Genomic DNA, 23,974 nt, shown 5'->3' on the forward strand with positions numbered 1-23,974 from the left:
CGAGCAGGCGAAGTCCTCCCCACCCGCAGCACTGGCGCCGACACGGACCAACATGGGATCACCCGTCATTCCCGGAGGCACCGACCACTGCTCTGCCATAGCGCTCCCTCAGCGGTGAGAACGGTGTGGTTCGCGGCAAACAGTGAACCACGTCACCTGATCCGGGTGGCCCCCGAGGGTGAGACCCATTTGTGAGTGCATGCAGAACGCTGATACCGGCCCCACCGGCGAGCCGAGGGCACGGCTCTGCGAATCTCCCGGAGTGGTCCAGTCCAATTCACCTCGGCACGCGAGGTGATCCGGCTCGGTCCCTGCCCCCGCACCGACAGGCGAAGAAGCAGGAGCAGCGGGCAGGGGTCGTTCGCGAGATCGACAAGGGCGACTTTGCGGGCTGGACCACGTCATCGAGATCATCGACCTGACGACCGCCGAGGACGTCCGGGAGCAGCCAGCGTGAGCGGGTGGGGCCCGAGGGACCACGATCTGCAGCGCGCCGCGCGGACCTGTTAGAACGGCCGCTGGCCCACGCCCCAACCCGCGCGGAGCTGGATTGGGTAGCGGGCACTAACAACTACGGGCCGCCGAATACTGCGGCGCTGGCGCGAATCGGGTGCAGGTTTCGCCGTCACCGGCGCGGCCGGCCCCCGGTTAACGCGGGACCGGCTCAGTGCGCAACCGTCATCGGCGCAAGCGACGGCGTAGCTGCCAGATCCACAGCGATCCGGGGATCGCGGCCAGGAGCACCCCGGCGACGGCGGCAAGCAGCATGGCCACGGCCAGCGACACGTTCCCGCTGGCACCCGAAGTAGGAGATCTCCACCGACTGCGTGTTCTGCAAGATGAGGACCAGTAGAAGCGCCGACCGCGTACCCTGTGATGCGAACCCGCGGGCCAGAGTGCCAGCGACCGGGTCACCAGCACCTGGGGACCACTCGTTGCGAACCACTCGCCCGCCAGGCGCGCCTCGGACTCATCGGGGAACGGGCCATAGACCGCCAGCCCGGCGCCATGTCGCGCGACGAGCACGGCGAACTGATCGTGTGATGACACAAGGGTTTCCTCTCCGACGGTCTGGTGTCGCGGCGGACGAATCCACGCTCCGACCGATCGGAGATGTCAAGCTCACTTTTCGCGCCGTGAAGAAGATCTTTTTTTTTCAGCGGACTGTCTACACAAGACAGGTGTCTTGTTACAGCCACCACTTGACTTCACCCCTGCACGGAAGCGTCCATACATGTGGAGCCCGCACACCGGAGGCGCACCGGCGGGCTACCGCCCCGGCCGGGGACATGACCACCAACCCCACACCAGGAAGAAGACCACCGTCATGTGCCGCCACGAACCGTCGCCGCACCCCATCCGACAGCCCCGCCCTACGGGTCGTCCCCACCCCGGAGGACAAGCTGTGGGCCGCGCTGTACGCCCACCCCAACTCCACCGCCACTGACCTGGCCACCCAAGCCGGCCTCGGCAAGTCCACGGCCGCCAAGATCCTCGCCCGCTGGGCCACCGACGCCACGAGCACCCACGACGCCCCGCCCACCGAACAACTCGCCACTGAGCCGCCGCAGTGGCTGGCCCCCGGCGCACTACGCGGCCTCGTCGAGGGCTTCCTCCGCGACCACCCGGGCGAGGAGTTCACCCCCAACACCATCGCCAAAGCCCTCAACCGTTCCTCGGGTGCCGTGCACAACGCCCTCGAGAAGCTCGTCGCCGCCGGCTACGCCGTCAAGACTCAGGATTAGCCCAAGCGCTTTTCCCTCGCCTCTGCTTGCGGAAGCCATGTGGCCGGTGCAGCCGACGAGTAGCAGTTGATCCGCGGCGGACGTGGGTGGGGGCGTCCAAGGTGGACCTACCCCACCCACCTCCGCCGCACAGTGGCGATGTGCTGGAAGCGCTGACACGTTGACGTGCCGCCACCGCCGTTAGCGAGCTGGGTCGTGCTGCGCAAATGCGTTCTGGAGGCTCGGTCTTCGGAACCTGGCGTTGACAAACCTGGATGCGGAGCTTGGGCATGTCGCTTTCCCCGAGCGGGCTCGTCTCATCGGAGGTCGTTGCGGTCTGGCTCCACCGGTAGCGTCCCCGACGTCCATCTCCAAGTCCCTCGCGTGCCGAGGGAGTCAGGGACGAGGGGGTCGCGCCGAATGGCGTTATTTCCTAGACGAGTCGTTGCCGTGCTGGGAGCGTCGGTGTTCGTCGCGGCGTTGTCGACTGGAACGGCATCGGCCAGCGCGGGGGAAACGAACTGGGACGCCGTTCCACAGGGGGAGTTCTCCTTCGGCGGCCAGCCATCGACGGATCACCAGGGTCGGCTGGTCCTTCCTCAGCCGAAGAAGCGCAACGGCAGCAGGGAGGAGGCCAAGGACGAGGCCATTCGCTTGGGCAATTTGTCCTATCGTGACGGTCGTGAGGAGACCCAGCAGGAGCAGGAGCGACTCCGAGCGGTGGAGGCCGCCGACAGTGGGCCTCCGCAGGGGCTTCTCGACCAGTGCCTGAACCGTCCCGAGGCGCACACCGCCGAGGGCCGGGTGCTCAACCGCTACTTCTGGTGCCAGAAGTGGAAGGGAACGGCCGCCATCATCAACCCGGGGACCGGCCGTCCGGAGGGAACCTTCACTCTCGAGTACACCGCGGCGTCCTTCGCCCGTCCCGAGGACCGTGCCTGGCACGTGTGGTTCCGTGGAGACAAGGCGAGCTGGGACGGCTCGTTCACCATGTTCTCCGAGGCGCGCCTGCGGGTGGTGTGTTCGACGCTCACCGTCGGCTGCTCGGTGGACCGCGGATGGGAAACCCGGTCGCTGTGGCGATGGGACGACACCTCCTGGATGCGGTGGAACCTGCGGTCCGATGAGAACGCCGCGACCCAGCAGCCGGAGAAGATGTTGCGGAACCTGTGGGTGTTCAACGGTCAGGCCGCCGACAGCCTCGGACACGTGACGGCGCCCAGCGAAAGCTACGCACACGGTGTCCGCTGCGACTCCGCGACCTATTTCCGGACAGCGAAGGCGTGCGTGTTCACCGACGTCATCCCGCACCTCAACTACATTCGAGGTGTCGGGTACGACGAGGTCGTTGACCACATTGACACAGCCTTGAACAACCCCTCCCAGACCTACCCGTTCAAGGGCACACCGAAGAAGATCCCCGGCAAGTTCACGGGCAACCGCGCGGACCCGGGGCTCCAGCGCGTGGAACACAACGGCCCGATCTACAAGGCCAACGAGCGGGAGACGACCAAGGCATGTACCAGGCAGCCTCCCTACAACGTGGGTAACCAGCTGCCCAGCTACAACACGAGCACACGGGACTGTGACGAGTACCCGTTCAAGTCGACGATGCAGGGGTCCAGCCAGGCCAACGGGAACTTCTCCGTAAAGGACGTCGAAAGCGGCCAGAACCGGCGGGCCGGTGGCATCCTCACCGGCTACTACGACTGGGACCGCATCCTCCACGGTAACCTCGACGAGTTCTACGTGGCCCTGCGTCCCTAGTGCTAGCCTCGGCGCGTGACCCGGTTAGTTCGCGCGGTTGACGTGCCGGTTCTCGTGGATCACTCCCACTTCTACCTGCGATCGCGAGAGGCCCCCGTGCCCTCGCGATTCGCATTTTCCGACCCCAACACCGTCCTGCTCTGCGACCAGGACGAGATCGCGCTCCTCAGCGCCGGCCAGTCCCACCAGGCACATCTGCGCGCCGAGGTCTGGGACGGACCTCCACCACCACCCCCACCCGACGCCGAGGTCGAGCAGGGCGTCGTCGGGTTCACGGATCCCCACCTCCAGCCCTACAGCCTGGAGCCCGTACCCGCGGAACTCGACCTGGGCGAGCCCGGGCTGTACCACGTACGCGCGGAGCGCACCGGGAGCCGGGACCTGGTCGCCCGCCTCCACGCACCCGGTCGGGAGGGGATGGTCGAAGGGGCGGAGAGGTTCATCGTGCGGTTCTGGCCGGCCGCGCCAGAAGCGCAACCAACCCAGTCCACATTGCGAAAACTGTCGGAGCAGGAGCAGGCGATGGACGCCGTCTGGGCCTTCGCCCGTCAGTTCCCACCCTCCTAGACCAACTGGCCGACCGCGTCCCGGAGGCAATCGCGCCGACACAACCACCGGAGGCACTCACAGCCGCGACGTCGCCGGGGCCGGGCTCGGCCGGTTCATCCGTGGTACGCCACCCTCTACTGTCCGTCAGTGCGGCACGGCGGCTCAGCAGGACAGCACCCACGTGCGGGTGGCGACGTCCCAGGTGGCCTCGAGGTAGAGGCGGTTGAGGTCTGGAGAGCCGTCGGTGAGCAGGTAGCCGAGGCGTTCGCAGCGCGAGAGCCGCTCGACAATCGGTTGCCGCGACACATGCGGGTCGTCGCAAGTCGAGCAACCGCCATTGGCGGCCTAACGGAATCACATTGATCCCTCGGAGTTAATCCTCAGTCTCCTACAAGGCCCACGACCGCTCACCCAGACCTTTCACGATCTCGACGCGGCGGGCTCCGAGTGTCTCACAATTAATCTTGTGTGGGTCTTGCTTGGCGGTCAGGGACGGCTCCGGCGTGGCTGGTCGCCGCTGTGACAAGGCTTGTGGTGGTTACGGCACCGCACGGCGGGGGGCGGGTCGGGATCCCTCACGCGACAGGAACAAGGAACTGCCTCCCGGAAAACCCGACACGATTCCTCGGAGAACCGGGAAGAAGCGGTTCACCGCCTGTTGATCCTAGGAATCGGAGGCGTATCCACAACGTGTTCTCGGTTACCCAACTTCCTCCGAAGTTCTCACCGAGCCGTTGGCCGGCCCGCCACTCCCACCCACGAACGCCACCCCTCAGCGCGTGCGGACCCGGCCATTCCGGATGCTATCACCCGTCTCGGTGACGCTACAACGGAAGCGACATCTCGACCCGGTCCGCCGTGGCGAGGGCCGGCCTCCCCCGAGACAGACGCGCCAGAACCGACAACCCGCCCGAACCATGGCAGTTCGTCCCCAAAAAGAGAGAACCCGCAGAAAGAAGAGGGCCTGGTCAGGACATGTCCTGACCAGGCCCTCTTCTCCGTGTGCCTAGCACGAGTGGAGCTGACGGGATTCGAACCCGTGACCCCCACACTGCCAGTGTGGTGCGCTACCAACTGCGCTACAGCCCCTCGGTGGTGCGTACCTACGTTACAACACGCCTCGTCGGCGGCTTCACTCACCCCGTCGACTGGGCGGAGCCGGCGAAGACTCGCCCCGACGTGGATCACCAGAGAGCCCCAGGACACCGTGATCAGTCCTCGGAGCACCGGGATCGGGAGAACGACCAGGGGGCGCGCTCCGGGCCAGGAGGCGGGCCGCCAGGGGACGGAGATGGCGGATCGAGACCCGGGAATGCCGAAGGCCCTGGGCGGGAAGCGGTGGAGCTTCCTGTCCAGGGCCTTCGGGGCTATCTCAACCGAGTGGAGCTGACGGGATTCGAACCCGTGACCCCCACACTGCCAGTGTGGTGCGCTACCAACTGCGCTACAGCCCCGTGCGGTCTCGCGCCGTTCCTCGGGGTTCCCCCCTCGGCGGTGCGGTGCATACGCTACAACACGACGCCCCCGAAAACGAAATCGGGGGGAGCCCTCCGCCGGCCAGATCTAGCTCACACCCCCGGTGACCTGCTAGAACAGGCCAGATGACGGTTGAGCACAGTGTCGTGCCCCACCTCGTCGACCCCGGCGCGGAGGGCGCGAACCCGGAGCGGCGGCGCGAGCTGCAACAGCACCGGCTGCGGACCCTGGTCGACCGGCTCCTCGCCGGCGGCGGCATCCAGGCGGAGCGGCTGCGCGCGGCGGGAGTCCGCCAGGGCCTCGACGTGTCGCTGGGCGACCTCCACCGACTGCCGACGGTGAGCAAACCGGACCTGTGGGAGCACTACCCGTTCGGGCTCCGGCTCGCGCCCGAGACCGACATCGTGTGCGTGCACGGCTCGTCGGGCACCGGGGGCCGGCCCACCCTGATCCCCTACACCGCCCACGACCTCGACGTCTGGGCCCAGGTGATGGCCAGAGCCCTGGGCGGGGCCGGCGCGACCCGCACCAGCATCATCCACTGCGCCTACGGCTACGGACTCTTCACCGGCGGCCTCGGCGTCCACCACGGCGCGATCCGGCTCGGAGCGACGGTCGTCCCGATGTCCGGGGGCATGACGGACCGCCAACTGCGCATGCTGATGGACCTACGCGCGGACGTCCTGTGCTGCACCCCGTCCTACGCGATCCACCTGGGAGAGGCGCTGCGCGCGTCGGGAGTGGCCCCGGAGGAGCTGGCGCTGCGGGCGGGAGTGTTCGGGGCGGAGCCGTGGACCGACGGGATGCGCGCCCAGATCGAGCAGTCGCTGGGGCTGCGCGCCCTGGACATCTACGGCCTGTCCGAGGTGATCGGCCCCGGCGTGGCCTGTGAGTCGCTGGACTCCGAGGGCATGCTCAACGTCGCCGAGGACCACTTCTACGTGGAGGCGGTCGACGACGAGGGGCGCCCTGTGCCGGACGGCACCCCCGGCGAGCTGGTGTTCACCACGCTCACCAAGACCGGGATGCCCCTGCTGCGCTACCGCACGGGCGACATCGCGCGCCTCGCCGGGCCCGCCCCCGGCTCGCCCCGCACGCTGCGGCGGATGAGCCGGCTGCTGGGCCGTCGCGACGACATGCTCGTCGTGCGGGGCGTGAACGTCTTCCCGTCCGAGATCGAGGCGGTGCTGCTCTCGGACGAGCGGGTCGCCCCGCACTACCTGGTCGTGGAGGACCGGAGGGACCCGGCGCGCCCGGAGCTGCGGATCGCCGTCGAGCCCTTCGCCGACTCGGTCGCCGGGGACGCGGCGGAGGCCCTGCGGCGCGACCTGGTCGGCAGGCTCCGGGAGCGGCTGGGGATCGGCTGCGTGGTGACGGTGCTCCCGCCGGGCGGGGTGCCGCGCAGCGAGACCGGCAAGGCCCGCCGACTGGCCCGGTGGACCGGGGGCGAGCCGCCCGTCCGCGGCCTCGGCTGACCCCGTCGGAGACCAGGAACGGGAACGGGGGTGGCACCGCGTCGGTGCCACCCCCGTCGTCGCCTCGCCGACCCCCGCCCGGTGGACCCAGCCGCCCGGTGGACCCAGCCGGCCGGCGCGACCAGCCCGGCCGGCTCAGCCCTGGCCGGACTGTTCGATCGCCTTCTTCAGCCAGTCGCCGTCCTGGAGGTCGATCATCGTGCCGTTGACCGTGATGGTCGGGGTGCCGAAGCTCTTGCCCTGCGCGGACTCCCGCTGGAGGGCCGGGTTGTTGCTCGCGGCGTCGAGCTGCTTCTTGATCTGCTCGTTGTACTTGCCGCCCCGCACGGCCGCCTCGAAGTCACCGCCGGAGATGCCCACGGCCTGCCCGAGCTTCACGAGCTGGTCCTGGGTGTAGCCCTTGCCGCCCTCCTTGGGCTGGTTGGCGAAGAGGCTGGCGTGGAAGTCGGGGAACTTCCCGGTGCTCGCGGCCGCGATCGCGGCGTTGGCCGCCTCCAGCGAGTACCCCGCCGGGTTGGAGTAGCGGTCCAGCAGGTTGAGGATGTGGTACCGGACCTTGATCTTGCCGTCGGCCACGGCCTTCTCGACCTGCTCGCCGTAGATCTTCTCGAAGGAGCCGCAGGCCGGGCAGAGGAAGTCCTCGTAGACGTCCACGGTGACCTTGGCCGCGTCGTTGCCGGCGACCACCGTGCCGTCGTCCTCGACCTTGGTCGGGTACTGCGCGTGCGCGGTGGTCACGGGGATGTCCCCCGCGCCGCCGGAGGTGCTGTTGTTCCTGGTGTAGAGCACGCCGCCGATCACCGCGACGGCCATCACCACCACGATGACCACGCCGATGATGACGTTGCGGCGGTCGTTTCCGCCGCGTGCCGCGGCCACCGCCCTCGCCGCCTGCGTGGTCTGCTTCCGCTTCCGCGCGGTCCGTTCGGCGCCGCCCACGTCCAGCATCCCTCCTACGTCTCGGCCGGGACGGGTTCGTCCCGGTCGTCCCCATCATCCCCGGCCGGGGTCCTCCGGCCCACGCCCAGCCAGCCGTCGACGGACAGCAGCGAGCGGGGCCGGACCACCAGCCAGACGGCCAGCGCCAGGAAACCGGCGTCCCTGGCCAGCTCCTGGGGGTAGCGGGTCTGGCCGGGCGCGACCTCGCCGCCCCCGCCGAAGCAGCCGCAGTCGATGCTCAGCCCCCGCGCCCAGGCCTGCGCGATGCCGGTGACGAACGCGAGCAGCACCAGGCAGGACAACACCGCCACCACCCTGGTGCCGACGCCGAACAACACCAGCACGCCGAGCCCGAGTTCGACGAACGGCAGCGCGGCGGCGACGGGACCGGCCAGCGCGTCCGGCAGCAACCGGAAGGCCTGCACCGCCAGATAGGTCTTCTCCGGGTCCGCCGCCTTGAGCGTGCCGGAGACGAGCCACACCGCGGCCAGTCCGAACCGGACCAGCGTGCCGAGCAGGTCCCCGACCGGCCAGCGGGCGGGCATTCCGACAGCCATCGGCTTCGCCACGCGCCGAGGGTACCGACGCACGCTGAGGAGAGGCTTAACCACCCACGGTCACTCGACGGATACCCTTCGTCATCACCCGCCGTTCACGGTCCGCAGCGGTGATCTGACTCGATCCAGGTCGACTGGGCTGCGTCTTCTCAGGCTAGCCACACCTTCGCAAGGCTGTCCTGAGTGGACGATCGCTCCCTACAGTGACGGTGTGGCGCAGATCCAGAGGGCGGGCCATGGCGAGGTCGGGCACACCCACTCGGACGTCTCGGGAGGGTGGCTGCGGCCGGCGGTCTTCGGCGCGATGGACGGGCTGGTCACCAACATCGCGTTGGTCGCGGGCGTCGGCGGGGGCGGCGCGGGGACCGAGGTGATCGTGCTGTCCGGCGTGGCCGGGCTCGTGGCGGGGGCCTTCTCCATGGCGCTCGGCGAGTACGCCTCGGTGGACACCCAGAACAGCGCGGTGCGCGCCGAGGTCGCGGTGGAGCGGGCGGAGCTGCGCGACAACCCCGAGGCGGAACAGGCCGAGCTGGCCGACATGTACGTGGCGATGGGGCTGACGCGGGCGACGGCGGAGCGGGTGGCGGCCGAGGTCCACGCGGACCCGGAGCTGGCGGTCCGCGTGCACGTGACGCAGGAGCTGGGGGTCGACCCCGACGAGCAGCCCTCGCCGTGGACCGCGGCCGTGTCGTCATTCCTGTGCTTCGCGGTGGGCGCGCTCGTGCCGCTGGCGCCGTTCCTCCTCGGCCTCACCTCGCTCGTGGCCGGGTTGCTCGTGGGCGCGGTCGGCCTCTTCCTCACCGGCGCCCTGGTCGCGCGCTGGACCACCCGGCCGTGGTGGCGCAACGGGCTGCGCCAGCTCGGGTTCGGGGCGCTCGCTGCCGGCGCGACCTTCCTCGTCGGCTCCCTCGTGGGCGTGGCCGCGCACTGAGCCGGACGCCGGAGCCGGCGCCGTCCTGACGGCGGACCGGACATCCGGGCACGCGCGGTGATCAACGGCGCGTTGTTATGGCCCTTTGTTATGACCAGGGCTATTCCCTTCGCCCATTCGGGTTGCAAGCATCCTCCGCTGAATGACTCATCGTGCCGACTCTCTCACCTAACGGAGTGGACCACTCCACCCGGAGAGGGAAGGACCCCTGCACACGAGGAGGATGCATGTCCGCACGCACCAGGCTGCGGGGTCGAACACTGGGCGTCGCCGCCACCCTCGCGGCGCTGTCCGCCGCCGCGCTCACCGGCGCCGGCGGCACCGCGGCCGCGGCGCCCGCCGAGCAGCTCTCCGGCGGCCAGCTCGCCGCCGTCGACTACCTCAGCGGCAAGGGCGTGGACCGCACCGAGGCGGTGCGCCGGGTGCTCGCCCAGGAGGGCCAGACGCGCACCGCGACCCAGCTCGCCGAGCGGCTCGGCGGCCGGATGGCCGGCGCCTACCTCGACCAGGGATCGGGCGCCCTGGTCGTGAACGTCACCGACGACGGCGCGGCCGACGAGGTGCGCCGCACCGGGGCCACCGCCAAGAAGGTGGACCGCGGCGTCACCGACCTCAACGCCGCGAAGGCCAGACTCGACGCCGCCGGGAAGAGCGCCAAGGGCGCGAGCTGGTACGTCGACGTGCCGAACAACCAGGTCGTCGTCCAGGTCCCCACCGACGAGCAGGCCGGCGTGACCGACCTGCTGCGCACCGCCGAGTCGCTGGGTGGCGCCGCCCGCGTGGAGCGCGTCGAGGGCCGCGCCACCACGCAGGCCGCCAACCTCTACGGCGGTCAGCAGATCGAGTTCAGCGTCGGCGGCAACAGCTACGTCTGCTCGGTCGGCTTCAACGCCACCGACCGGTACGGCAGGGCCGCGATGATCACCGCCGGCCACTGCGCCGACGGCATCGACAACGGCGCGTTCTACCGCAACGGCACCTACCTCGGCACGGCCCAGGCGCACAGCTTCCCCGGCAACGACTACGCGTACTCCACGATCGACACCCGCAACTGGGCGCCGCAGGGCGCGGTGTCGCAGTACAACGGGTACGCGGTGCGCGTGGCCGGAGCCTCCCAGGCGCCGGTGGGCACCACCGTCTGCAAGTCCGGCCGCACGACCGGTTGGACCTGCGGGCAGATCCAGGCCTACAACGTGTCCGTCAACTACGACAACGGCGACGGCACGACCTCCACGGTCAGCGGCCTGGTGCGCAGCAACACCTGCACCGAGGGCGGCGACAGCGGCGGCTCCTGGATCGCCGGCAACTACGCCCAGGGCGTGACCAGCGGTGGCGTGGGCTACCGGCAGAACGGCAAGACCGTCTGCGGCGAGAAGGTGGGCCAGCCGAACGTGGCCTACTACCAGCCCATCGGGGAGATCCTCTCCACCTACGGCCTGACCCTCAGGACCTCCTGACGGCGACCGGCGGCGGAGGGGGCGGCGGCAGCGCCGCCCCCTCCGTCGTCGGCGGCAGCGCCGCCCCCTCCGTCGTCGGCGGGTGCGTCTCGGGGTGGTCGGCGAACCACCGGGCGAAGCACGGGTTGTTGTTGACCAGCCCCAGGTACGCCCTGGCGGCGGTCTCGAACAACACCTCCGCGTACTGTCCCGCGCCGACCTCGCGCCAGGCCACGTACCGGCGGATGGGCACGGGGTCGCCCGCCAGCATCCGCACCACGATCCCGTCCGCCTCGCGCGACGTGGCCCGGCAGGGCGCGATGCAGCGGCCCATCCGGAGGAAGTGCCGCTGCGACACCGGGTCGTCCGAGTAGTGGCGCACCCGGGGCATGAACCCGGCCGCCCCGCACGCGGCGAGGAACGCCGCCTGGCTGCCCTCCTCGTCCGGGGTGCACAGGATCCACTCGTCCTCGGCGAGATCCGCCAGCTCCAGCTCGTCCCGCCCGGCCAGCGGGTGCGCCGCGCCCAGCGCCACCATCGTCGGCTCGCTCGGCACCAGCACCCGGTAGGCCACCCCCTCCGGCCAGCGCAGCTCGTAGCCGGGGTGCTCGAACACGCTCACCACGTCGAGCTGGCCCTGCGCCACCATGTCCAGCAACGTCGGCGCGGACAGGCCGATCCGGCCCCGCACCTCCATGGCCGGCAACCGCTCCTCGAGCAGCCGGATCCACCCGGTGTTGAGCCGCCCCTGTACCCCGCCGACCCGCAGGACGGTGCCGGCCGGCTCCGTGGTGTTCCTGGTGATCGCCTGAAGGTGGTCGACGCCGGCCAGCACCCCGCGCGCGGCGTCGACGAGCATCCGCCCGTACGCCGTGATCCGCGCCTCGGTGCGGCCCCGCTCGAAGACCTCGGCGCCCACCATCCGCTCGATCCGCTGCAACTGGGCGGTCAGCGCGGGTTGGGACAGGCCCAGCCGGGTCGCGGCCTGGGTGAGGCTGCTGGTGTCCGCGATCGCGCAGAGCATGCGCAGGTGGCGGATCTCCAGTTCGGGCATGAGCCCAGTTATGACCGGTTCGGGTGACAGGGGCAACCCGTCGTTGGTTTGGTCCCCGCGTCCTTCCGGGCCAATGCTGAGCCGAACGGGCTAGTCGCCCACGTCCGGACGAAGCTCCGGTCGGTCCGCGAACCACCGTGAGTAACAAGGGTTGTTGTCGACCTGCTCCAGGTACGCCTGCACGACCGAGCCCCGCACGGCGCGCGCCACCCGCTCCGGCAGCGCCGTCCGCCACCCCACGATCCTGCGCACCCAGATCGGGTCGCCGACCAGCCGCCGCACCACCATCGAGGCGTTCTCCCGCGACGTGGCCAGGCACAGCGTCACCGCGACGCCGGCCTGCACGGCGTGGCTCGCCGCGAGCGAGCTGGACACGTTGTGGTGGATCTGGGGTGTGAACCCGCAGGCCGCGCACGCGGCGAGGAACGCGCCGTGCACGCCCGTCTCGTCGGGGGGCTCCAGGGCCCACCGCTCGCGCGCCAGCTCGGCCAACGGGATCGCGTCGGCGTGCGCGAGCCGGTGCCCGCGGTGCAGCGCGACGTGGATCGGCTCGAACGGTTGCAGCACCCGGTGCGCCACGCCCTCCGGCCACACCAGCTCGTAGCCGGGCACCTCGTGCACCTCGGCCGCGTCGAGCTGGTCGCCGGCGAGCAGGCGGACCAGGGACCGGGAGGTGCTCCCGGTGCGGATGCGCACAGCCATGCCGCCGAGCTGCTGCTCCAGGAGGGCGGCCCACCGCGCGGTCAACCGCGTCCCGACGGTGCCGATGCGCAACGCCGCGCTGCCCGCGTCGTCCTTGTTCTGGCGGAGCAACGAGTTGAGGTGGTCCATCCCGACGAGCACGCCCCGGGTGGCGGACAGGACGACCTGCCCGTAGGGCGTCGGCCGCACACCCGTCCGCGTCCGCTCGAACAGCGTCCCGCCGATCGTCCGCTCGATCCGCTTGAGCTGGGAGGTCAACGCGGGCTGGGTGAGCCCGAGCCGGGCGGCGGCCTGGGTGAGGCTGCCGGTTTCCGCGATCGCCTGCAACACCCGCAGGTGGCGGATCTCCAACGACACAGGCCAGTTATCGCCTAATCGTGGCAAACGGACAAGCCGGGAGCGCGATCCTGTTCGATCTGTCACCAGGTGCCCGCTGAGCGGACACCTTCGCGCAGGTCGATCCCACTCTTTCCCGTGACAGTCGAACGCCGGCCGTCACATCTCGCTGTCCTGGGGCCCGTCCCCGATCACCGGCGGTGGGGGCTGGTCGATCCCGTCGAGCCACACGTCGTCCTCCTCCTCCAGGTAGGAGGGCCGCTGGCGCTCGCGGTCCCCTGCCCCACCCCCGGCGCCGTTCCCGACACCGGCCATCCCCACCGGCCCCGCGGGTCCCGCCGTTCCCGCACGACCCGCCGGTCCTCCGGCGCCCGTGCCACCCGCCGGACCGAAGCCTCCCGACCCCGAGGCCCCGCCCGGACCAGGGCCGACGACCGGGCCGAACCCGCCACCACCCGGGCCTCTCCCACCCGGGGGGAAGCCACCACCCGCTCCGCCCCCGCTGGACCAGCCACCGAGGCCACCGCCCGCCCCACCGAGGGAACCCGCGCCCGAGGGCGGACGTCCCGGGCCGGTTCCTCCCGGCCCACCGGGTCGCCGGCCCGTACCACCCGCCGGAGCGTTCCCGCCGTCGCCCCCGACACCGCGCCAACCACCCGCCGTGCCCCCGCCGGCCACCACGCCACCAGCACCGGAAGAGACGCCCGTGCCACCGCCCGTTCCCGCCGGACCTGTCCCGGCGTTCCCACCGGAGTGGGTGCTCCCACCGGAGTGGGTGTTCCCACCACCGGGCGGACCTTCGCGCCCGCCCGCGCCGGGCTCCGCCCCCTGGTGCCGAACCGTGTCCGTGACCACGGTCCCGTCACCGCCGCCAGGCCGCTGATCCCGGGTTCGATCGGTGTCCCTCCTGGCCTCCACCGACCCCCATTCGTCCACGGTTGCCCTCGGCCGGTGGTCGTCGGCGGTGACCTCGCTGGTGACGCGCGGCGCCTCCTCGAAGATCGGCAGGGAGGCCGTGTTGGCGCGCGTGGCGTTCGAGTAGGACCGCGCGACGGCGCGCGCCGTCTCCTCCGCCTCCCGCGCCAGGGCCTCCATGACCTCCTGGTCCAACCGCTGGAGGACGAACACGTACGGCGACGTGGTCAACTTCGTGGTGACCAGGGGGACGTCGACGACCTGCGGCAGCGCGTAGACGGTGGAACTCACGTACTGGATCTGGTTCCACACCGCGTCGCAGACGAGCTGGGTGTGCTCCTTCGCGGTCAACGCGTGTCGCACGAGGGGCGACACACCAGAGCACATCGCGTCCGCCGCCGCGCCCTCCCACACCGCGTTCGCCTGCCTCAGCGCGTCGGACACCAACTGCGCCGCCCGGTCGAAGTGCCCGGCGACCCCGGACCCCTCCGCGAGCAACTCGCGCGCGTCGCTCAGCCCGTCGAGCTGGGCGCGCGCGAACATCTCGTTGATCTTCTGGTGGCTCATGCCCTCCCAGTGGGTCCCCTCCTGGTCGAGGGCGCTCTCCCACCACGCCATGTCACTCCCCGTCCCCCTCAGCTCCCCGCCGGCAGGTTCGCCAGCACCATCCGCGCCACGCTCTCGGCGAACCCGCACGGATCCCGGTAGCGCGGGTCCCGCCCGGTGATGCGGCCGAAGTTCACGTGGAACTGCTGATCCGCGGCGACTCCCACCGCCAACGCGCAGGACTGGGTCACGGCCTCCAGACGAACAGCCGGGTAGCCGTCGACCTCGCTCGGCTGGAAGTTCCCGAAGTTCCCCCTGCGGCGGTACACCTCGTCCAGTCCCCGGCGCCGGGTGTCCGGACTGATCAGCACACGGAGGTTGCCGTTCTGCCACGCGCACTGCTCCTCGCCGAAGAGCGAGGTGTTCTTCTCACCGGGGCGGGTGAAGGTGAGTTCGGCCTGCTGGGCCGGGGACAGGAGGGCACAGGGGTCCATCCCCCGGAGGTTCTTCGGATGCGCGACCGCCGGAGCCTTCCGCCCTCCGGGGTCGGGGGACGGGCTCCCGGTCGTCGCCGACGTCGACGCGCCCGACGTGGAGCTTCCGTCGGTCGCACCGGCCGCCCTCGGTGTTCCTCCCTCCTTCTGAGCACAGCCCACCAGCAGAAGGCCCACCGCGACGAACCCCACCAACACCCGTGCCCGAAACAGCCCCATGATTCGCCGCTACCCCCGGAACCCGTGGTTGTCGTCCGCCCGCTGGTACTCACCGAGCGCCTGGTCGATCTGGTCGACCACGCCCTGGTAGGCCCGGATCGCACTGTCGATCGCCCGCGCCGCCGAACCCGCCTCGTCCCGGGTGGTCCCGCCGAGCTTCTCCGCGAACTCGATGCTCGCCACCTCCTCGACCGGAGGTTTCATCAGCGCGAGCTGGCCGATCTTCTCCTTGGCCGTCTGAAGTTCGGCGAGCGCGTCCTGGAACTTCGCCCTCAGCGCTGGCGCCTGGTCCCGGTGGACGGTGAAACCGGCGGAGGGCGCCAGCGACGCGCCCGAGGACCCGGTGTCCGCCCCCGGGACCGAGGCGGCGGCGACATCGCCGGCGCCGGGCACGATGAGGCGCAGGAGGTCGGTCACGTTCCCCTCTTCCGTCAGAGGTGGCAGTGGACCGAGTCTCCCGAGGGTTGCCCGTCTGTGGCGCGGATCTCAGCCAAGATCAATCGACTGGAGCAGTTCCAGCACCAGATTGGTGATCCGCCGTTCGTCGGCAGGCGCGACCGTGACGTACCCGGACCGCTCGTACAGGGCATACCGTCCTTCGACGGTGTCGAAGACGTTCACCACCCCGGGCGCCCGACGTCGCCGTCCGAGACCATCCCGGGCCGCCGCGCCGAGCTGCCCCGCGCGCAACCGGGGAGCGCTCACGACCGCCGTCAGCATCCGCGCGTCGTTGCCCCGCATCCCGGCCTCGACCAACGCGGACGTGAACCCCTGTCCCGCCTCGCCCGACGCCACGGCGGCCTCGTCGAGAACCCGCGCCGCGACGCTCACGGCGCGCCCGGAGCCCCTCGGCGTCCGGCCGATCAACCCGACCACAGCGTCGACCAACGCCTCCGCGCGCACGGTGTCCGTCCAGACCCGGCCGTCCGCCAGCACGCCCACCGCCGCCCACTCCCCCCGGGCCGCGGCCAGGCCACGCAGCTCCCGCCCGGGGTCCACGGCCCACCGCAGGTCCACGGAGACGCTCGGCCGGGCCAACGTCGCCAGCACGTCGGCGAGCCGGCCGTCGACGTCGTCACCCGTGACCAGGCCCCGCGCCGCGAGCCCCTCCCACGCCTCGCGGTAGGCGTTCCTGGCCTGGTCGGTGGTCCCGCCGACCTCCTGGACGTTCAGCTCCAGCGGCCTGGCGCCCAGGCCCAGCCGGCGCCACAGCGCGACGAACTCCGTCGGCAGCAGTTCCGTCCACATCGTTCCCCCCGACATCCTGTTACGGGGAGTGACGTTAGTAGGACGATCAGCGACCGGTAAACGGCGGCTTGGCCCCGCCCGGCTCCACCGTCGGCACGTCGGGCCCCTCGTCCAGCCGGCCGCACTCCGGCGTCGCCTCCTCGGCGGCGTGCTCGGTCGGACCGCCGCGCGGCAGGGTCTCCGGGGCGGGGATCCAGGCGAGCATCGCGAACAGGAACATGGCGCCGGTCAGGGCGAAGGCCACCGGGTAGGACAGCGAGTCGGCGAGCAGGCCGGCGACCAGCGGTCCGAGGATGGCGCCGACGTCGGCCGCCATCTGGAAGCCGGCGAGCACCGGGCCGCCGCGCCCCCTGGCGCCCACGATGTCCGCCAGCGCGGCGCTCTGCGGCGGGCTGAGCAGGCCCGCCCCCAGACCGGCGACCAGCGAGGCGGCCAGGAACGTCCACATCTCGTGGGTGAACCCGATCGCGATCGTGCCGACGGCCGAGACGGCCAGGCCGGCCAGCACCATCGGCTTGCGGCCGCGCGCGTCGGCCAGCCGGCCGGAGACGATGAGCAGCGCGGCGTTGCCCACGGCGAAGACCGACAGCGAGATCCCGGCCAGGCCCTCGCTGTGGTGCAGCACCGCCGTGACGAACAGGGGGACCAGGGAGACCCGCACCCCGAAGACCGTCCAGCCGAACGCGAAGTTCGAGGCCAGCGCGGCCCGGTAGGTGGGGTGGCGGAGGGCGGACCAGAAGGTGACGGAGGCCTGCCCGTCACCGCGTTCCGGCGCGGCCAGCCGCGACCGGCGCAGCAGCAGCCAGGCGAGGCCCGCCGCCACGAACAGCGTGCCGCCGTACACGAGGAACGGGGCGCGCAGCGAGACCTCGACCAGACCGCCGCCGACCAGCGGGCCGGCGATGTTGCCGAGGAGGAAGCCGGTGGACCACAGGCCCGAGGCGCGCCCGCGCAGCTCGGGCGGGGTGACCCTGATCAGCAGCGCGACCGCCGAGACGGTGAACATCGTCGAGCCGGTGCCGGCCAGCGAGCGGAACAGCAGGAGCTGCCAGTAGCTCTGGGCGAACGCGCACACGCCGGTGGCGACCGCGACGATGAGGATGCCGACCAGGTAGATCGGGCGTTCCCCGAAGAAGGCGACGAGCCGCCCGCTGACCGGCGCGAAGACCAGCCGCATGGCGGCGAACACGCTCACGATGATCGACGCGGCCGTCACGCCGACGTCGAAGCTCTTGGCGAACGTCGGGAGGGCGGGCGCGACGACGCCGAAACCGATGGCGATCACGAAGCCGGCGGCGACGAGCACCCACACCTCGTAGGGGAGCCGGCGCGGGGCCGCCGGGGCCGTGGAGGACGGGGGCCTCGCCCCGGTCGCCGCTGTCACCTGTCGCCTCCCCGTCCCATTCTTAGCCACGCTAAGGGTAAGGGAGGTCGCAAACTCGGTGCCGGGACCGCGCCCGGCACCCGGCAGACTGACCGGCGATGGATCTGCCCCCGCTCCCCGACCTGCCGGTCCGCGCCGTCCTCGACCACGTGAGCGCCACGCTCACCGACTCTGGCACGGCGGTGCTGATCGCGCCGCCCGGCACCGGCAAGACCACCCTCGTGCCCCTCGCCCTGGCCGCGGGAACACCCGGACGGGTCGTCGTCGCCGAGCCACGCCGGCTGGCGACCCGGGCCGCCGCCGCCCGGATGGCCGAACTGCTCGGCCAACCGGTGGGACGCGCCGTGGGCTACTCGGTGCGCGGGGAACGCCGCGTGTCGCCGGACACCCGGGTCGAGGTCGTCACCTCGGGCCTGCTGGTCCGGCGGTTGCAGTCCGACCCCGAACTGTCCGGGGTGGACGTCGTCGTCCTCGACGAGTGCCACGAACGCCACCTGGACGCCGACCTGTCGCTCGCGCTCCTGCTCGACGCCCGCGCCGGCCTGCGGCCCGACCTGCGCGTCCTCGCCACCTCGGCCACGGTCAACGCCGAGCGGCTCGCCGCGCTGCTCGGCGGCGGCACCGACGCGCGGGTCGGCCCGGCGGGCGACGCCGCGTCCCTCGCGCCCACGGTCGTCGTGCGAGGCCGCACCCACCCGGTCCGGGTCAGCCACATGCCGCCCGCCAGGGGCGAGCGGACGGAGGCGTGCGTCGCCCGCGCCACGCGTGTGGCGCTGGCCGAGGGAGACGGCGACGTCCTGGTGTTCCTGCCGGGGGCGGCGGAGATCCGGCGCGTGGCCGAGCACCTGCGTGACCTCGACGGGGTGGACGTCCTCCCCCTCCACGGCCGCCTGCCCTCCTCGGCGCAGGACGCCGCGCTCCGCCCCGGGCCCCGGCGGCGCGTGGTGCTGTCGACGGCCGTCGCCGAGTCGAGCCTGACCGTTCCCGGGGTCCGCACCGTGGTCGACTCCGGGCTCGCCCGGGTCCCGAGGATGGACCACCGGCGCGGCCTCGCCGGTCTCGCGACCGTGCGGGTGTCGGCGGCGGTGGCCGAGCAGCGGGCGGGACGCGCGGGCCGCGAGGCCCCCGGCCGCGTCTACCGGTGCTGGCCGGAACACGAGCACGCCACGTTGCCGCGCCACCCCGAGCCGGAGATCCGCGCCGCCGACCTGACCAGGCTCGCGCTGGAGCTGGCCTGTTGGGGCACGCCGGACGGCGAGGGCCTGGCCTGGTGGGACGCCCCGCCGGCCGGGGCGCTGGCGGCGGGACGCGAGGTGCTGCGCGGCCTCGGCGCGGTGGACGAGGCCGGCGCGGTGACCGACAGGGGCCGGCGGATGGCCGCCCTCGGGCTGCACCCCCGGCTGGCCAGGGCGCTGGTCGACGGCGCGGACGAGGTGGGGCCGCGCGCCGCCGCCGAGGTGGTCGCGCTGCTCGACGACGACTCGCTGACGTCGCGGACCGACCTCGCGGCGGCGGTGCGGGCGCTGCGGGCCGAGCGGCCCCGCCGGTGGGAGCGGGAGTCCGAGCGGCTGGCCAGGCTCGTCGGCGGCACGCCGCGACGCCACGAGGACCCGGCGCTCGTCGCGGCGCTGGCCTACCCGGAGCGCCTGGCCCGACGCCGCGCGCCAGGGTCCGACGTGTACCTGATGGCCGGGGGGACGGCCGTGGAGCTGCCGCCCGGCTCGGGTCTGGGCGAGGCGGAGTGGCTGGCCGTGGCGGTCGCCGACCGCGACCCCGGCCGCTCCCACGCCCGGGTGCGCCTGGCGGCCGTCGCGGACGAGCCGCTGGCCAGGCGGGCCGCCTCCCACCTTCTGTCCACTGTGGACGAGGTGGACTGGGTCGACGGCGACGTGGTCGCCCGGCGCGTCGAACGGCTCGGCGCGATCACCCTGTCCGCCCGCCCCCTGCGGGACCCCGAGCCGGACCTGGTGCGGGACGCGCTCGTGCGGGGCCTGCGCTCCGACGGCCTCAATCTCCTCCGGTGGAGCGGGGACGCCCTCGCCCTGCGGGAGCGCATGGCCTTCCTGCGCCGGGTGCTCGGCGACCCGTGGCCGGCCGTCGACGACGACAGCCTGCTGGCCGAGAACGACACCGACGACACCCTCGGGCGGTGGCTCGGGCCGGAGCTGTCCACCGCGCGCCGGCGCGCCGACCTGGAGCGGGTGGACGCCGGCGCGGCCCTGCGTCGGCTGCTGCCGTGGCCGGAGGCCGCCCGGATGGACGAGCTGGCGCCGGAGCGGATCGCGGTCCCGTCGGGCAGCCGCGTGCGGGTCGACTACAGCACCGAGCAGCCGGTGCTCGCGGTCAAGGTGCAGGAGGTGTTCGGGTGGGACCGCACCCCGCGGATCGCCGACGGCCGGGTCCCGCTGCTGCTGCACCTGCTGTCACCCGCGCGCCGACCAGTCGCCGTGACCGCCGACCTCGCCTCGTTCTGGCGGTCCGGCTGGCTCCAGGTGCGGGCCGAACTGCGCGGGCGCTACCCGAAGCACGCCTGGCCGGAGGACCCCACCACCGTCCCCGCCCACCGCGGCACCGCCCGCCGCGCCGGCGGCTCCGGTTCGGGAGGATGAGGACATGCTGCTGGTCAGTGCCTGCCTCGCCGGAGTCCCCTGCCGCTACGACGGGCGAGCCAAGACGGTCGAGGAGCTGCGGGACGCGGTGGGCCGCGGCGAGGCGGTCGCGGTGTGCCCGGAGATGGCCGGCGGGCTGCGCACGCCGCGCCGACCCGCCGAGATCGTGGGCGGCACGGGCGACGACGTCCTCGCGGGACGCGCCCGTGTGCTGGACGACGCTGGTGAGGACCTCACCGAGGAGTTCGTGGCGGGAGCGCACCACGCGCTGGAGGTCGCGCGGCGGCACGGCGTCGACCGCGCCGTGCTCCACGACCGCAGCCCGAGCTGCGGCAGCCAGGCGATCTACGACGGCGCGTTCCACGGCCGCACGGTCCCCGGCGCGGGCGTGACCGCCGCCCTCCTGCTCGCCCACGGCATCGAGGTCCAGCCGCCCGAGACCACCGGCTGACGGCCTCGCCGACTCCCGTCGGCCTGCCCGGTGCCTGACCGTGTCGCGGCGGGGCCCCGGCAGGTCTCGTCGAGCGAAACCCCGGTGCGGACGGGTGAGAACCCTCGTCATGGTGACGTCACGTCCCTAACTTCACACGCGGCGTAACGACACGGGGAGGGCTCGATGAGCGCACACCCGGACGGGACCAGGAGCGGTCGGCGACGGAGCTGGGCGGAGAGACAGGCCCTGGCCGCCCGCCTCACCGCCCGCATCGCGGCCCGCGAGGCGGAGCTGGCCGGAATGCTGCGCGACGCCATGCACCACCCCGGACGCGTCGGCCTCGACCTCCTGCTGCACCCGAACGAGCTTCACCCCTTCGTGCCAGGGCCACTGGTCCACCCCGCGCCCGCGACCCCCGAGCCCCAGACCGGGCAGGCGGGCCACGGCCTGCTCGGCCGGCTGACCCGCCGACGCCCGCCGTCCACGCTCGTGGAGCGGGAGTGGGCCCGCGTGCAGGCCGACCAGGTCGCCGCCGACCACCAGCGGCAACTCGCCCTGGCAGCCGCGCGCCGGGCGCACACCGAACGCGCCCGCGTCTTACGGGAGCAGCTCCGCGAGGAACACGCCGGTGTGCGTCAGCTCGCCGCCCGCATCGCGTCGGGCGCGCCCGACGCCGTTCAGGACTACTTCGGTCGGGTGCTGCGTTGCTCGCCGTGGCCCGTGGGTCTCCCCCGGGCGGCCCTCGCCCTGCGCTACCAGCGCGCGGCACGACGACTGCTGGTCTCCTGGCCGTTGCCGCCCCGTGAGGTGATCCCGAGCGCCGCCGCGTTCCGCCCGGACCGGGGGCGGCGCGGCGTCGCGGCGGTGTCCCGCTCCGAGTCCGACTTCCGCACCCGCTACACGCACCTCCTCGCGGCCATCGCGCTCCGGGTGGCCCGGGACCTGTTCGCCGCCGACCACGACCGGCTGCTGACCGGCGTCGTCGTGAACGGCGAACTGTCCCGCCACAACCCGATGAGCGGCCGTGACGACCGCGTCCCCCTCGTCAGCCTCGCGACCGAGCGCGCCGACTTCGAGCGCACGATCTCGACCGGCGACCCCGTCTCCTGGTTGGAGACGCTGGACGGGGTGGTCTCCCCCGACCCCGAGGAGCCGGTGCGTCCCCTGGTGGACCTGCCACCCCGCGCCGAGCCACCACCGGCCGGCGGTGTGACCACCGACGTGGCGCGCCTCTCGGCGGACGCCTTCGCCCAGTTGTCCCGCCGGCTGTGGGTCGCCGCCGGCCTCCGCGGCTGGACCCCGCGCGACACCGACGCCGGCCAGGTCGTGGCGACCGGGGAGTTGCCGACCGGCGGGGGTTGGGACCGGTGTCTGGTCGTGGTCCGCCGCGACCACGGGCCGAGCCCCGAGCACGCGGTGGAGCCCGTCGTCGCGGCGGCGCGGGAACTCAGGGCCGACCGCGCCGTCCTGGCCACGACCACCTGGTTCCCGCTCGCCACCCACCGCGCGGCGAGCCGGGACGCGCCGGTGCTCGACCTCGTCGAAGGCGACGCCCTCCGCGGGATGGCCCTCCGGCACCTGGGGATCGCGCTGACCGGGGTTCTCCCGGACTGACCCCCCGAAACGGTCACCGTTCGTTGGCGCGCCGGCTCCTCGCCGGTCGGGCCCCCGTCACGCCTCATCGCCACGATCAGCGGCGGTTTCGCTACGGAAAGTGAGGTTCCCGGTGACGCCGTCCCCCCGGCCCGTCCTCGCCGCCGTCCTCGCGGCAGCCGTCTTCGCCACGCTTCCCGGCACCGCGCACGCCGCACCCGTCGAGGTGTCCCCCACCGTCGAGACCACGCCCGTCGCTCACAGCGGCGACGCCGCCGACGACCCCGCCGTGTGGGTGCACCCCACCGACCCGGCCAGGTCCCTAGTCATCGGGACCGATAAGGACGGCGCGCTGGAGACCTACGACCTGTCCGGCGCCCGCGTGCAGCGCATCACCGGCACCAAGCCGAACAACGTGGACCTCCGCGGCGACCTCGTGGTCACCGCGGACGACGACGTCCCGTCCGACGGCCGGATGCGCTTCTACCGGGTCGACCCGGCCACCCGACAGCTCACCGACGTCGGCGCGCTGAACGCCAGCGTCGACGAGCACGGCATCTGCGCCTACCGTTCGGCGCGCAGCGGCAGGACCTACGTCTTCGCCAACGACGTGACCGGCCGCGTGGAGCAGTGGGAGGTGTCCCTGGACGCCACCGGGAAGGTCACCGGACACCGGGTGCGCGGCCCCTGGGACGTCGGCGGCACCGTCGAGGGCTGCGTCGCGGACGACCAGCGCGGCGTCTTCTACCTCGCCGAGGAGACCGGCGGGGTCTGGGCCTACGGGGCGGAGCCGGACGCGAGCACCACGGCGCGCCGGGAGATCGACCGGGCCGGAGCTGGCCACCTGACGGCGGACGTCGAGGGCCTCGCCCTGGCCGGCGACCGCCTCCTCGTCTCCTCCCAGGGCGACGACTCGTACGCGGCCTACGACGTCACCACGGGCGCCTTCGTGGCGAAGTTCCAGGTCACGAGCAACACGACGGTGGACGGGTGCAGCCACACGGACGGCATCGAGGCCAGCACCGCGAACCTCGGCCCGCGCTTCCCCCACGGCCTGTTCATCTGTCAGGACGACAAGAACACGAAGCCTGGCGTCAGCGGAAACCAGAACTTCAAGCTCGTGCCCCTTGACCGGCTCCCCCTGCACTCCTGAGGCCGTGCCGCCTGCTCATCCCCGCCCCCGAAGCAGGGATGAGCAGGCAGAGGCCTTTCTCCCCCGAGGGACCGGCCCCGAATCCGGCCCTCACCCCAAGCCTGCGCCACCCGCACCAGCACGACATCAGCCACCCGGCCGACCCACCTCGTCCTTCCGGCCATCGCTGCCGAACAACCAGGGCCCGAAACCCCACCCCGAAACGGCGGACCAGCAGAAGCCCAAGACGAGGCGCCTCACCTGAAGATCGAGGACGTCTCCCACCGGAGAGAGGAGCCGAGGCCCCACACCTGCTCCGGCCAGCACCAGCGGCGTGCACCGCGCGGACGCCAAAAGCAAAGCAAAGCCTCATGGCGAAGAGCCAGGGCCAAGTGCCATCTGTCACCCCAACCAGCGCCCGCGAGGCGGCCGGCTGAGGCGGTCCGGGGGTCAAG

The 23,974-nt window shown here is 72.3% G+C and carries 20 protein-coding genes and 2 tRNA genes; 10 read left to right on the plus strand and 12 right to left on the minus strand.

The window, feature by feature from the left end; all coding sequences use genetic code 11:
* The first annotated feature begins 1,289 nt into the window (after nucleotides 1–1,289).
* The 3 genes from LX15_RS25495 (at nucleotide 1,290) to LX15_RS25505 (ending at nucleotide 4,058) form a co-directional block, all read left to right on the plus strand.
* Entirely contained in the window at nucleotides 1,290–1,745 is a 456-nt protein-coding gene (locus tag LX15_RS25495) for a MarR family transcriptional regulator (RefSeq protein ID WP_191892519.1), read from the plus strand.
* 429 nt (nucleotides 1,746–2,174) lie between these two features.
* Nucleotides 2,175–3,491 (plus strand): NucA/NucB deoxyribonuclease domain-containing protein, encoded by a 1,317-nt coding sequence (locus LX15_RS25500; RefSeq protein WP_253672194.1) that lies wholly within the window; start codon nucleotides 2,175–2,177, stop codon nucleotides 3,489–3,491.
* A gap of 96 nt (nucleotides 3,492–3,587) precedes the next feature.
* On the plus strand, nucleotides 3,588–4,058 hold the full coding sequence (locus LX15_RS25505; RefSeq protein WP_253672195.1) for a hypothetical protein: 471 nt from the start codon (nucleotides 3,588–3,590) through the stop codon (nucleotides 4,056–4,058).
* 144 nt (nucleotides 4,059–4,202) lie between these two features.
* Here LX15_RS25505 and LX15_RS25510 read toward each other — a convergent pair whose 3' ends face one another.
* From LX15_RS25510 to LX15_RS25520, 3 genes are all read right to left on the minus strand, one after another.
* On the minus strand, nucleotides 4,203–4,346 hold the full coding sequence (locus LX15_RS25510; protein WP_253672196.1) for a hypothetical protein: 144 nt from the start codon (nucleotides 4,344–4,346) through the stop codon (nucleotides 4,203–4,205).
* A 710-nt stretch (nucleotides 4,347–5,056) separates the two neighbouring features.
* Nucleotides 5,057–5,129: transfer RNA gene (locus LX15_RS25515), tRNA-Ala, on the minus strand.
* A 292-nt stretch (nucleotides 5,130–5,421) separates the two neighbouring features.
* Nucleotides 5,422–5,494: transfer RNA gene (locus LX15_RS25520), tRNA-Ala, on the minus strand.
* A gap of 147 nt (nucleotides 5,495–5,641) precedes the next feature.
* Here LX15_RS25520 and LX15_RS25525 point away from each other — a divergent pair.
* Nucleotides 5,642–6,991, plus strand: a complete 1,350-nt coding sequence (locus LX15_RS25525; protein ID WP_253672197.1) for a phenylacetate--CoA ligase family protein — start codon at nucleotides 5,642–5,644, stop codon at nucleotides 6,989–6,991.
* Nucleotides 6,992–7,126: 135 nt separating this feature from the next.
* Here LX15_RS25525 and LX15_RS25530 read toward each other — a convergent pair whose 3' ends face one another.
* Together LX15_RS25530 and LX15_RS25535 are read right to left on the minus strand one after the other, a co-directional pair.
* A complete protein-coding gene (locus LX15_RS25530) occupies nucleotides 7,127–7,939 on the minus strand; it encodes a DsbA family protein (RefSeq protein WP_253672198.1) in 813 nt (270 codons plus the stop codon).
* A gap of 5 nt (nucleotides 7,940–7,944) precedes the next feature.
* Nucleotides 7,945–8,475, minus strand: a complete 531-nt coding sequence (locus LX15_RS25535; protein WP_253672212.1) for a MauE/DoxX family redox-associated membrane protein — start codon at nucleotides 8,473–8,475, stop codon at nucleotides 7,945–7,947.
* 223 nt (nucleotides 8,476–8,698) lie between these two features.
* Here LX15_RS25535 and LX15_RS25540 point away from each other — a divergent pair, with 223 nt between their 5' ends.
* Together LX15_RS25540 and LX15_RS25545 are read left to right on the plus strand one after the other, a co-directional pair.
* Nucleotides 8,699–9,418, plus strand: coding sequence for a VIT1/CCC1 transporter family protein (locus tag LX15_RS25540; protein WP_253672199.1), 720 nt, complete (start codon nucleotides 8,699–8,701; stop codon nucleotides 9,416–9,418).
* Nucleotides 9,419–9,645: 227 nt separating this feature from the next.
* Nucleotides 9,646–10,875, plus strand: coding sequence for a S1 family peptidase (locus LX15_RS25545; protein ID WP_253672200.1), 1,230 nt, complete (start codon nucleotides 9,646–9,648; stop codon nucleotides 10,873–10,875).
* Here the strand turns inward: LX15_RS25545 and LX15_RS25550 are convergent.
* The 7 genes from LX15_RS25550 to LX15_RS25580 form a co-directional block, all read right to left on the minus strand.
* The gene (locus tag LX15_RS25550; protein ID WP_253672201.1) at nucleotides 10,862–11,908 is read right to left on the minus strand and encodes a LysR family transcriptional regulator; all 1,047 of its coding nucleotides are present in this window, start codon (nucleotides 11,906–11,908) and stop codon (nucleotides 10,862–10,864) included. The genes LX15_RS25545 and LX15_RS25550 overlap by 14 nt on opposite strands.
* 90 nt (nucleotides 11,909–11,998) lie before the next feature.
* Nucleotides 11,999–12,967, minus strand: a complete 969-nt coding sequence (locus tag LX15_RS25555; protein ID WP_253672202.1) for a LysR family transcriptional regulator — start codon at nucleotides 12,965–12,967, stop codon at nucleotides 11,999–12,001.
* Between the two features lie 138 nt (nucleotides 12,968–13,105).
* Entirely contained in the window at nucleotides 13,106–14,479 is a 1,374-nt protein-coding gene (locus tag LX15_RS25560) for a hypothetical protein (protein WP_253672203.1), read from the minus strand.
* Nucleotides 14,480–14,496: 17 nt separating this feature from the next.
* A complete protein-coding gene (locus tag LX15_RS25565) occupies nucleotides 14,497–15,120 on the minus strand; it encodes a DUF3558 domain-containing protein (protein WP_253672204.1) in 624 nt (207 codons plus the stop codon).
* 9 nt (nucleotides 15,121–15,129) lie between these two features.
* Nucleotides 15,130–15,537 (minus strand): hypothetical protein, encoded by a 408-nt coding sequence (locus tag LX15_RS25570; RefSeq protein ID WP_253672205.1) that lies wholly within the window; start codon nucleotides 15,535–15,537, stop codon nucleotides 15,130–15,132.
* A gap of 69 nt (nucleotides 15,538–15,606) precedes the next feature.
* The gene (locus LX15_RS25575; protein ID WP_253672206.1) at nucleotides 15,607–16,383 is read right to left on the minus strand and encodes an ESX secretion-associated protein EspG; all 777 of its coding nucleotides are present in this window, start codon (nucleotides 16,381–16,383) and stop codon (nucleotides 15,607–15,609) included.
* A gap of 31 nt (nucleotides 16,384–16,414) precedes the next feature.
* Complete coding sequence (locus LX15_RS25580; RefSeq protein WP_253672207.1) at nucleotides 16,415–17,752, minus strand: MFS transporter; 1,338 nt, start codon at nucleotides 17,750–17,752, stop codon at nucleotides 16,415–16,417.
* A 98-nt stretch (nucleotides 17,753–17,850) separates the two neighbouring features.
* On the opposite strand from LX15_RS25580, the gene hrpB reads away from it, so the two are divergent.
* From hrpB to LX15_RS25600, 4 genes are all read left to right on the plus strand, one after another.
* Nucleotides 17,851–20,361 carry an ATP-dependent helicase HrpB gene (hrpB, locus tag LX15_RS25585; RefSeq protein WP_253672208.1) on the plus strand — a complete coding sequence of 837 codons (2,511 nt, stop codon included), beginning with the start codon at nucleotides 17,851–17,853 and terminating at the stop codon, nucleotides 20,359–20,361.
* 4 nt (nucleotides 20,362–20,365) lie between these two features.
* The gene (locus tag LX15_RS25590) at nucleotides 20,366–20,812 is read left to right on the plus strand and encodes a 2-thiouracil desulfurase family protein (protein ID WP_253672209.1); all 447 of its coding nucleotides are present in this window, start codon (nucleotides 20,366–20,368) and stop codon (nucleotides 20,810–20,812) included.
* A 165-nt stretch (nucleotides 20,813–20,977) separates the two neighbouring features.
* Nucleotides 20,978–22,408: a restriction endonuclease gene (locus LX15_RS25595; RefSeq protein WP_253672210.1), complete on the plus strand. Its 1,431-nt coding sequence runs from the start codon at nucleotides 20,978–20,980 to the stop codon at nucleotides 22,406–22,408.
* A 112-nt stretch (nucleotides 22,409–22,520) separates the two neighbouring features.
* On the plus strand, nucleotides 22,521–23,540 hold the full coding sequence (locus LX15_RS25600; RefSeq protein WP_253672211.1) for a phytase: 1,020 nt from the start codon (nucleotides 22,521–22,523) through the stop codon (nucleotides 23,538–23,540).
* The last annotated feature ends 434 nt before the right edge of the window (nucleotides 23,541–23,974 follow it).

The sequence above is a fragment of the Streptoalloteichus tenebrarius genome (assembly GCF_024171885.1).
Taxonomy (GTDB): domain Bacteria; phylum Actinomycetota; class Actinomycetes; order Mycobacteriales; family Pseudonocardiaceae; genus Streptoalloteichus; species Streptoalloteichus tenebrarius.

Excerpts from the sequence above, each read along its gene's own strand:
- LX15_RS25530 (WP_253672198.1), bottom strand. The coding sequence starts at position 7,939 with ATGCTGGACGTGGGCGGCGCCGAACGGACCGCGCGGAAGCGGAAGCAG.
- LX15_RS25565 (WP_253672204.1), bottom strand. The coding sequence starts at position 15,120 with ATGGGGCTGTTTCGGGCACGGGTGTTGGTGGGGTTCGTCGCGGTGGGC.
- LX15_RS25550 (WP_253672201.1), bottom strand. The coding sequence starts at position 11,908 with ATGCCCGAACTGGAGATCCGCCACCTGCGCATGCTCTGCGCGATCGCG.
- LX15_RS25590 (WP_253672209.1), top strand. The coding sequence starts at position 20,366 with ATGCTGCTGGTCAGTGCCTGCCTCGCCGGAGTCCCCTGCCGCTACGAC.
- LX15_RS25545 (WP_253672200.1), top strand. The coding sequence starts at position 9,646 with ATGTCCGCACGCACCAGGCTGCGGGGTCGAACACTGGGCGTCGCCGCC.
- LX15_RS25535 (WP_253672212.1), bottom strand. The coding sequence starts at position 8,475 with ATGCCCGCCCGCTGGCCGGTCGGGGACCTGCTCGGCACGCTGGTCCGG.
- LX15_RS25525 (WP_253672197.1), top strand. The coding sequence starts at position 5,642 with ATGACGGTTGAGCACAGTGTCGTGCCCCACCTCGTCGACCCCGGCGCG.
- LX15_RS25595 (WP_253672210.1), top strand. The coding sequence starts at position 20,978 with ATGAGCGCACACCCGGACGGGACCAGGAGCGGTCGGCGACGGAGCTGG.
- LX15_RS25495 (WP_191892519.1), top strand. The coding sequence starts at position 1,290 with ATGACCACCAACCCCACACCAGGAAGAAGACCACCGTCATGTGCCGCC.
- LX15_RS25575 (WP_253672206.1), bottom strand. The coding sequence starts at position 16,383 with ATGTCGGGGGGAACGATGTGGACGGAACTGCTGCCGACGGAGTTCGTC.
- hrpB (WP_253672208.1), top strand. The coding sequence starts at position 17,851 with ATGGATCTGCCCCCGCTCCCCGACCTGCCGGTCCGCGCCGTCCTCGAC.
- LX15_RS25560 (WP_253672203.1), bottom strand. The coding sequence starts at position 14,479 with ATGGCGTGGTGGGAGAGCGCCCTCGACCAGGAGGGGACCCACTGGGAG.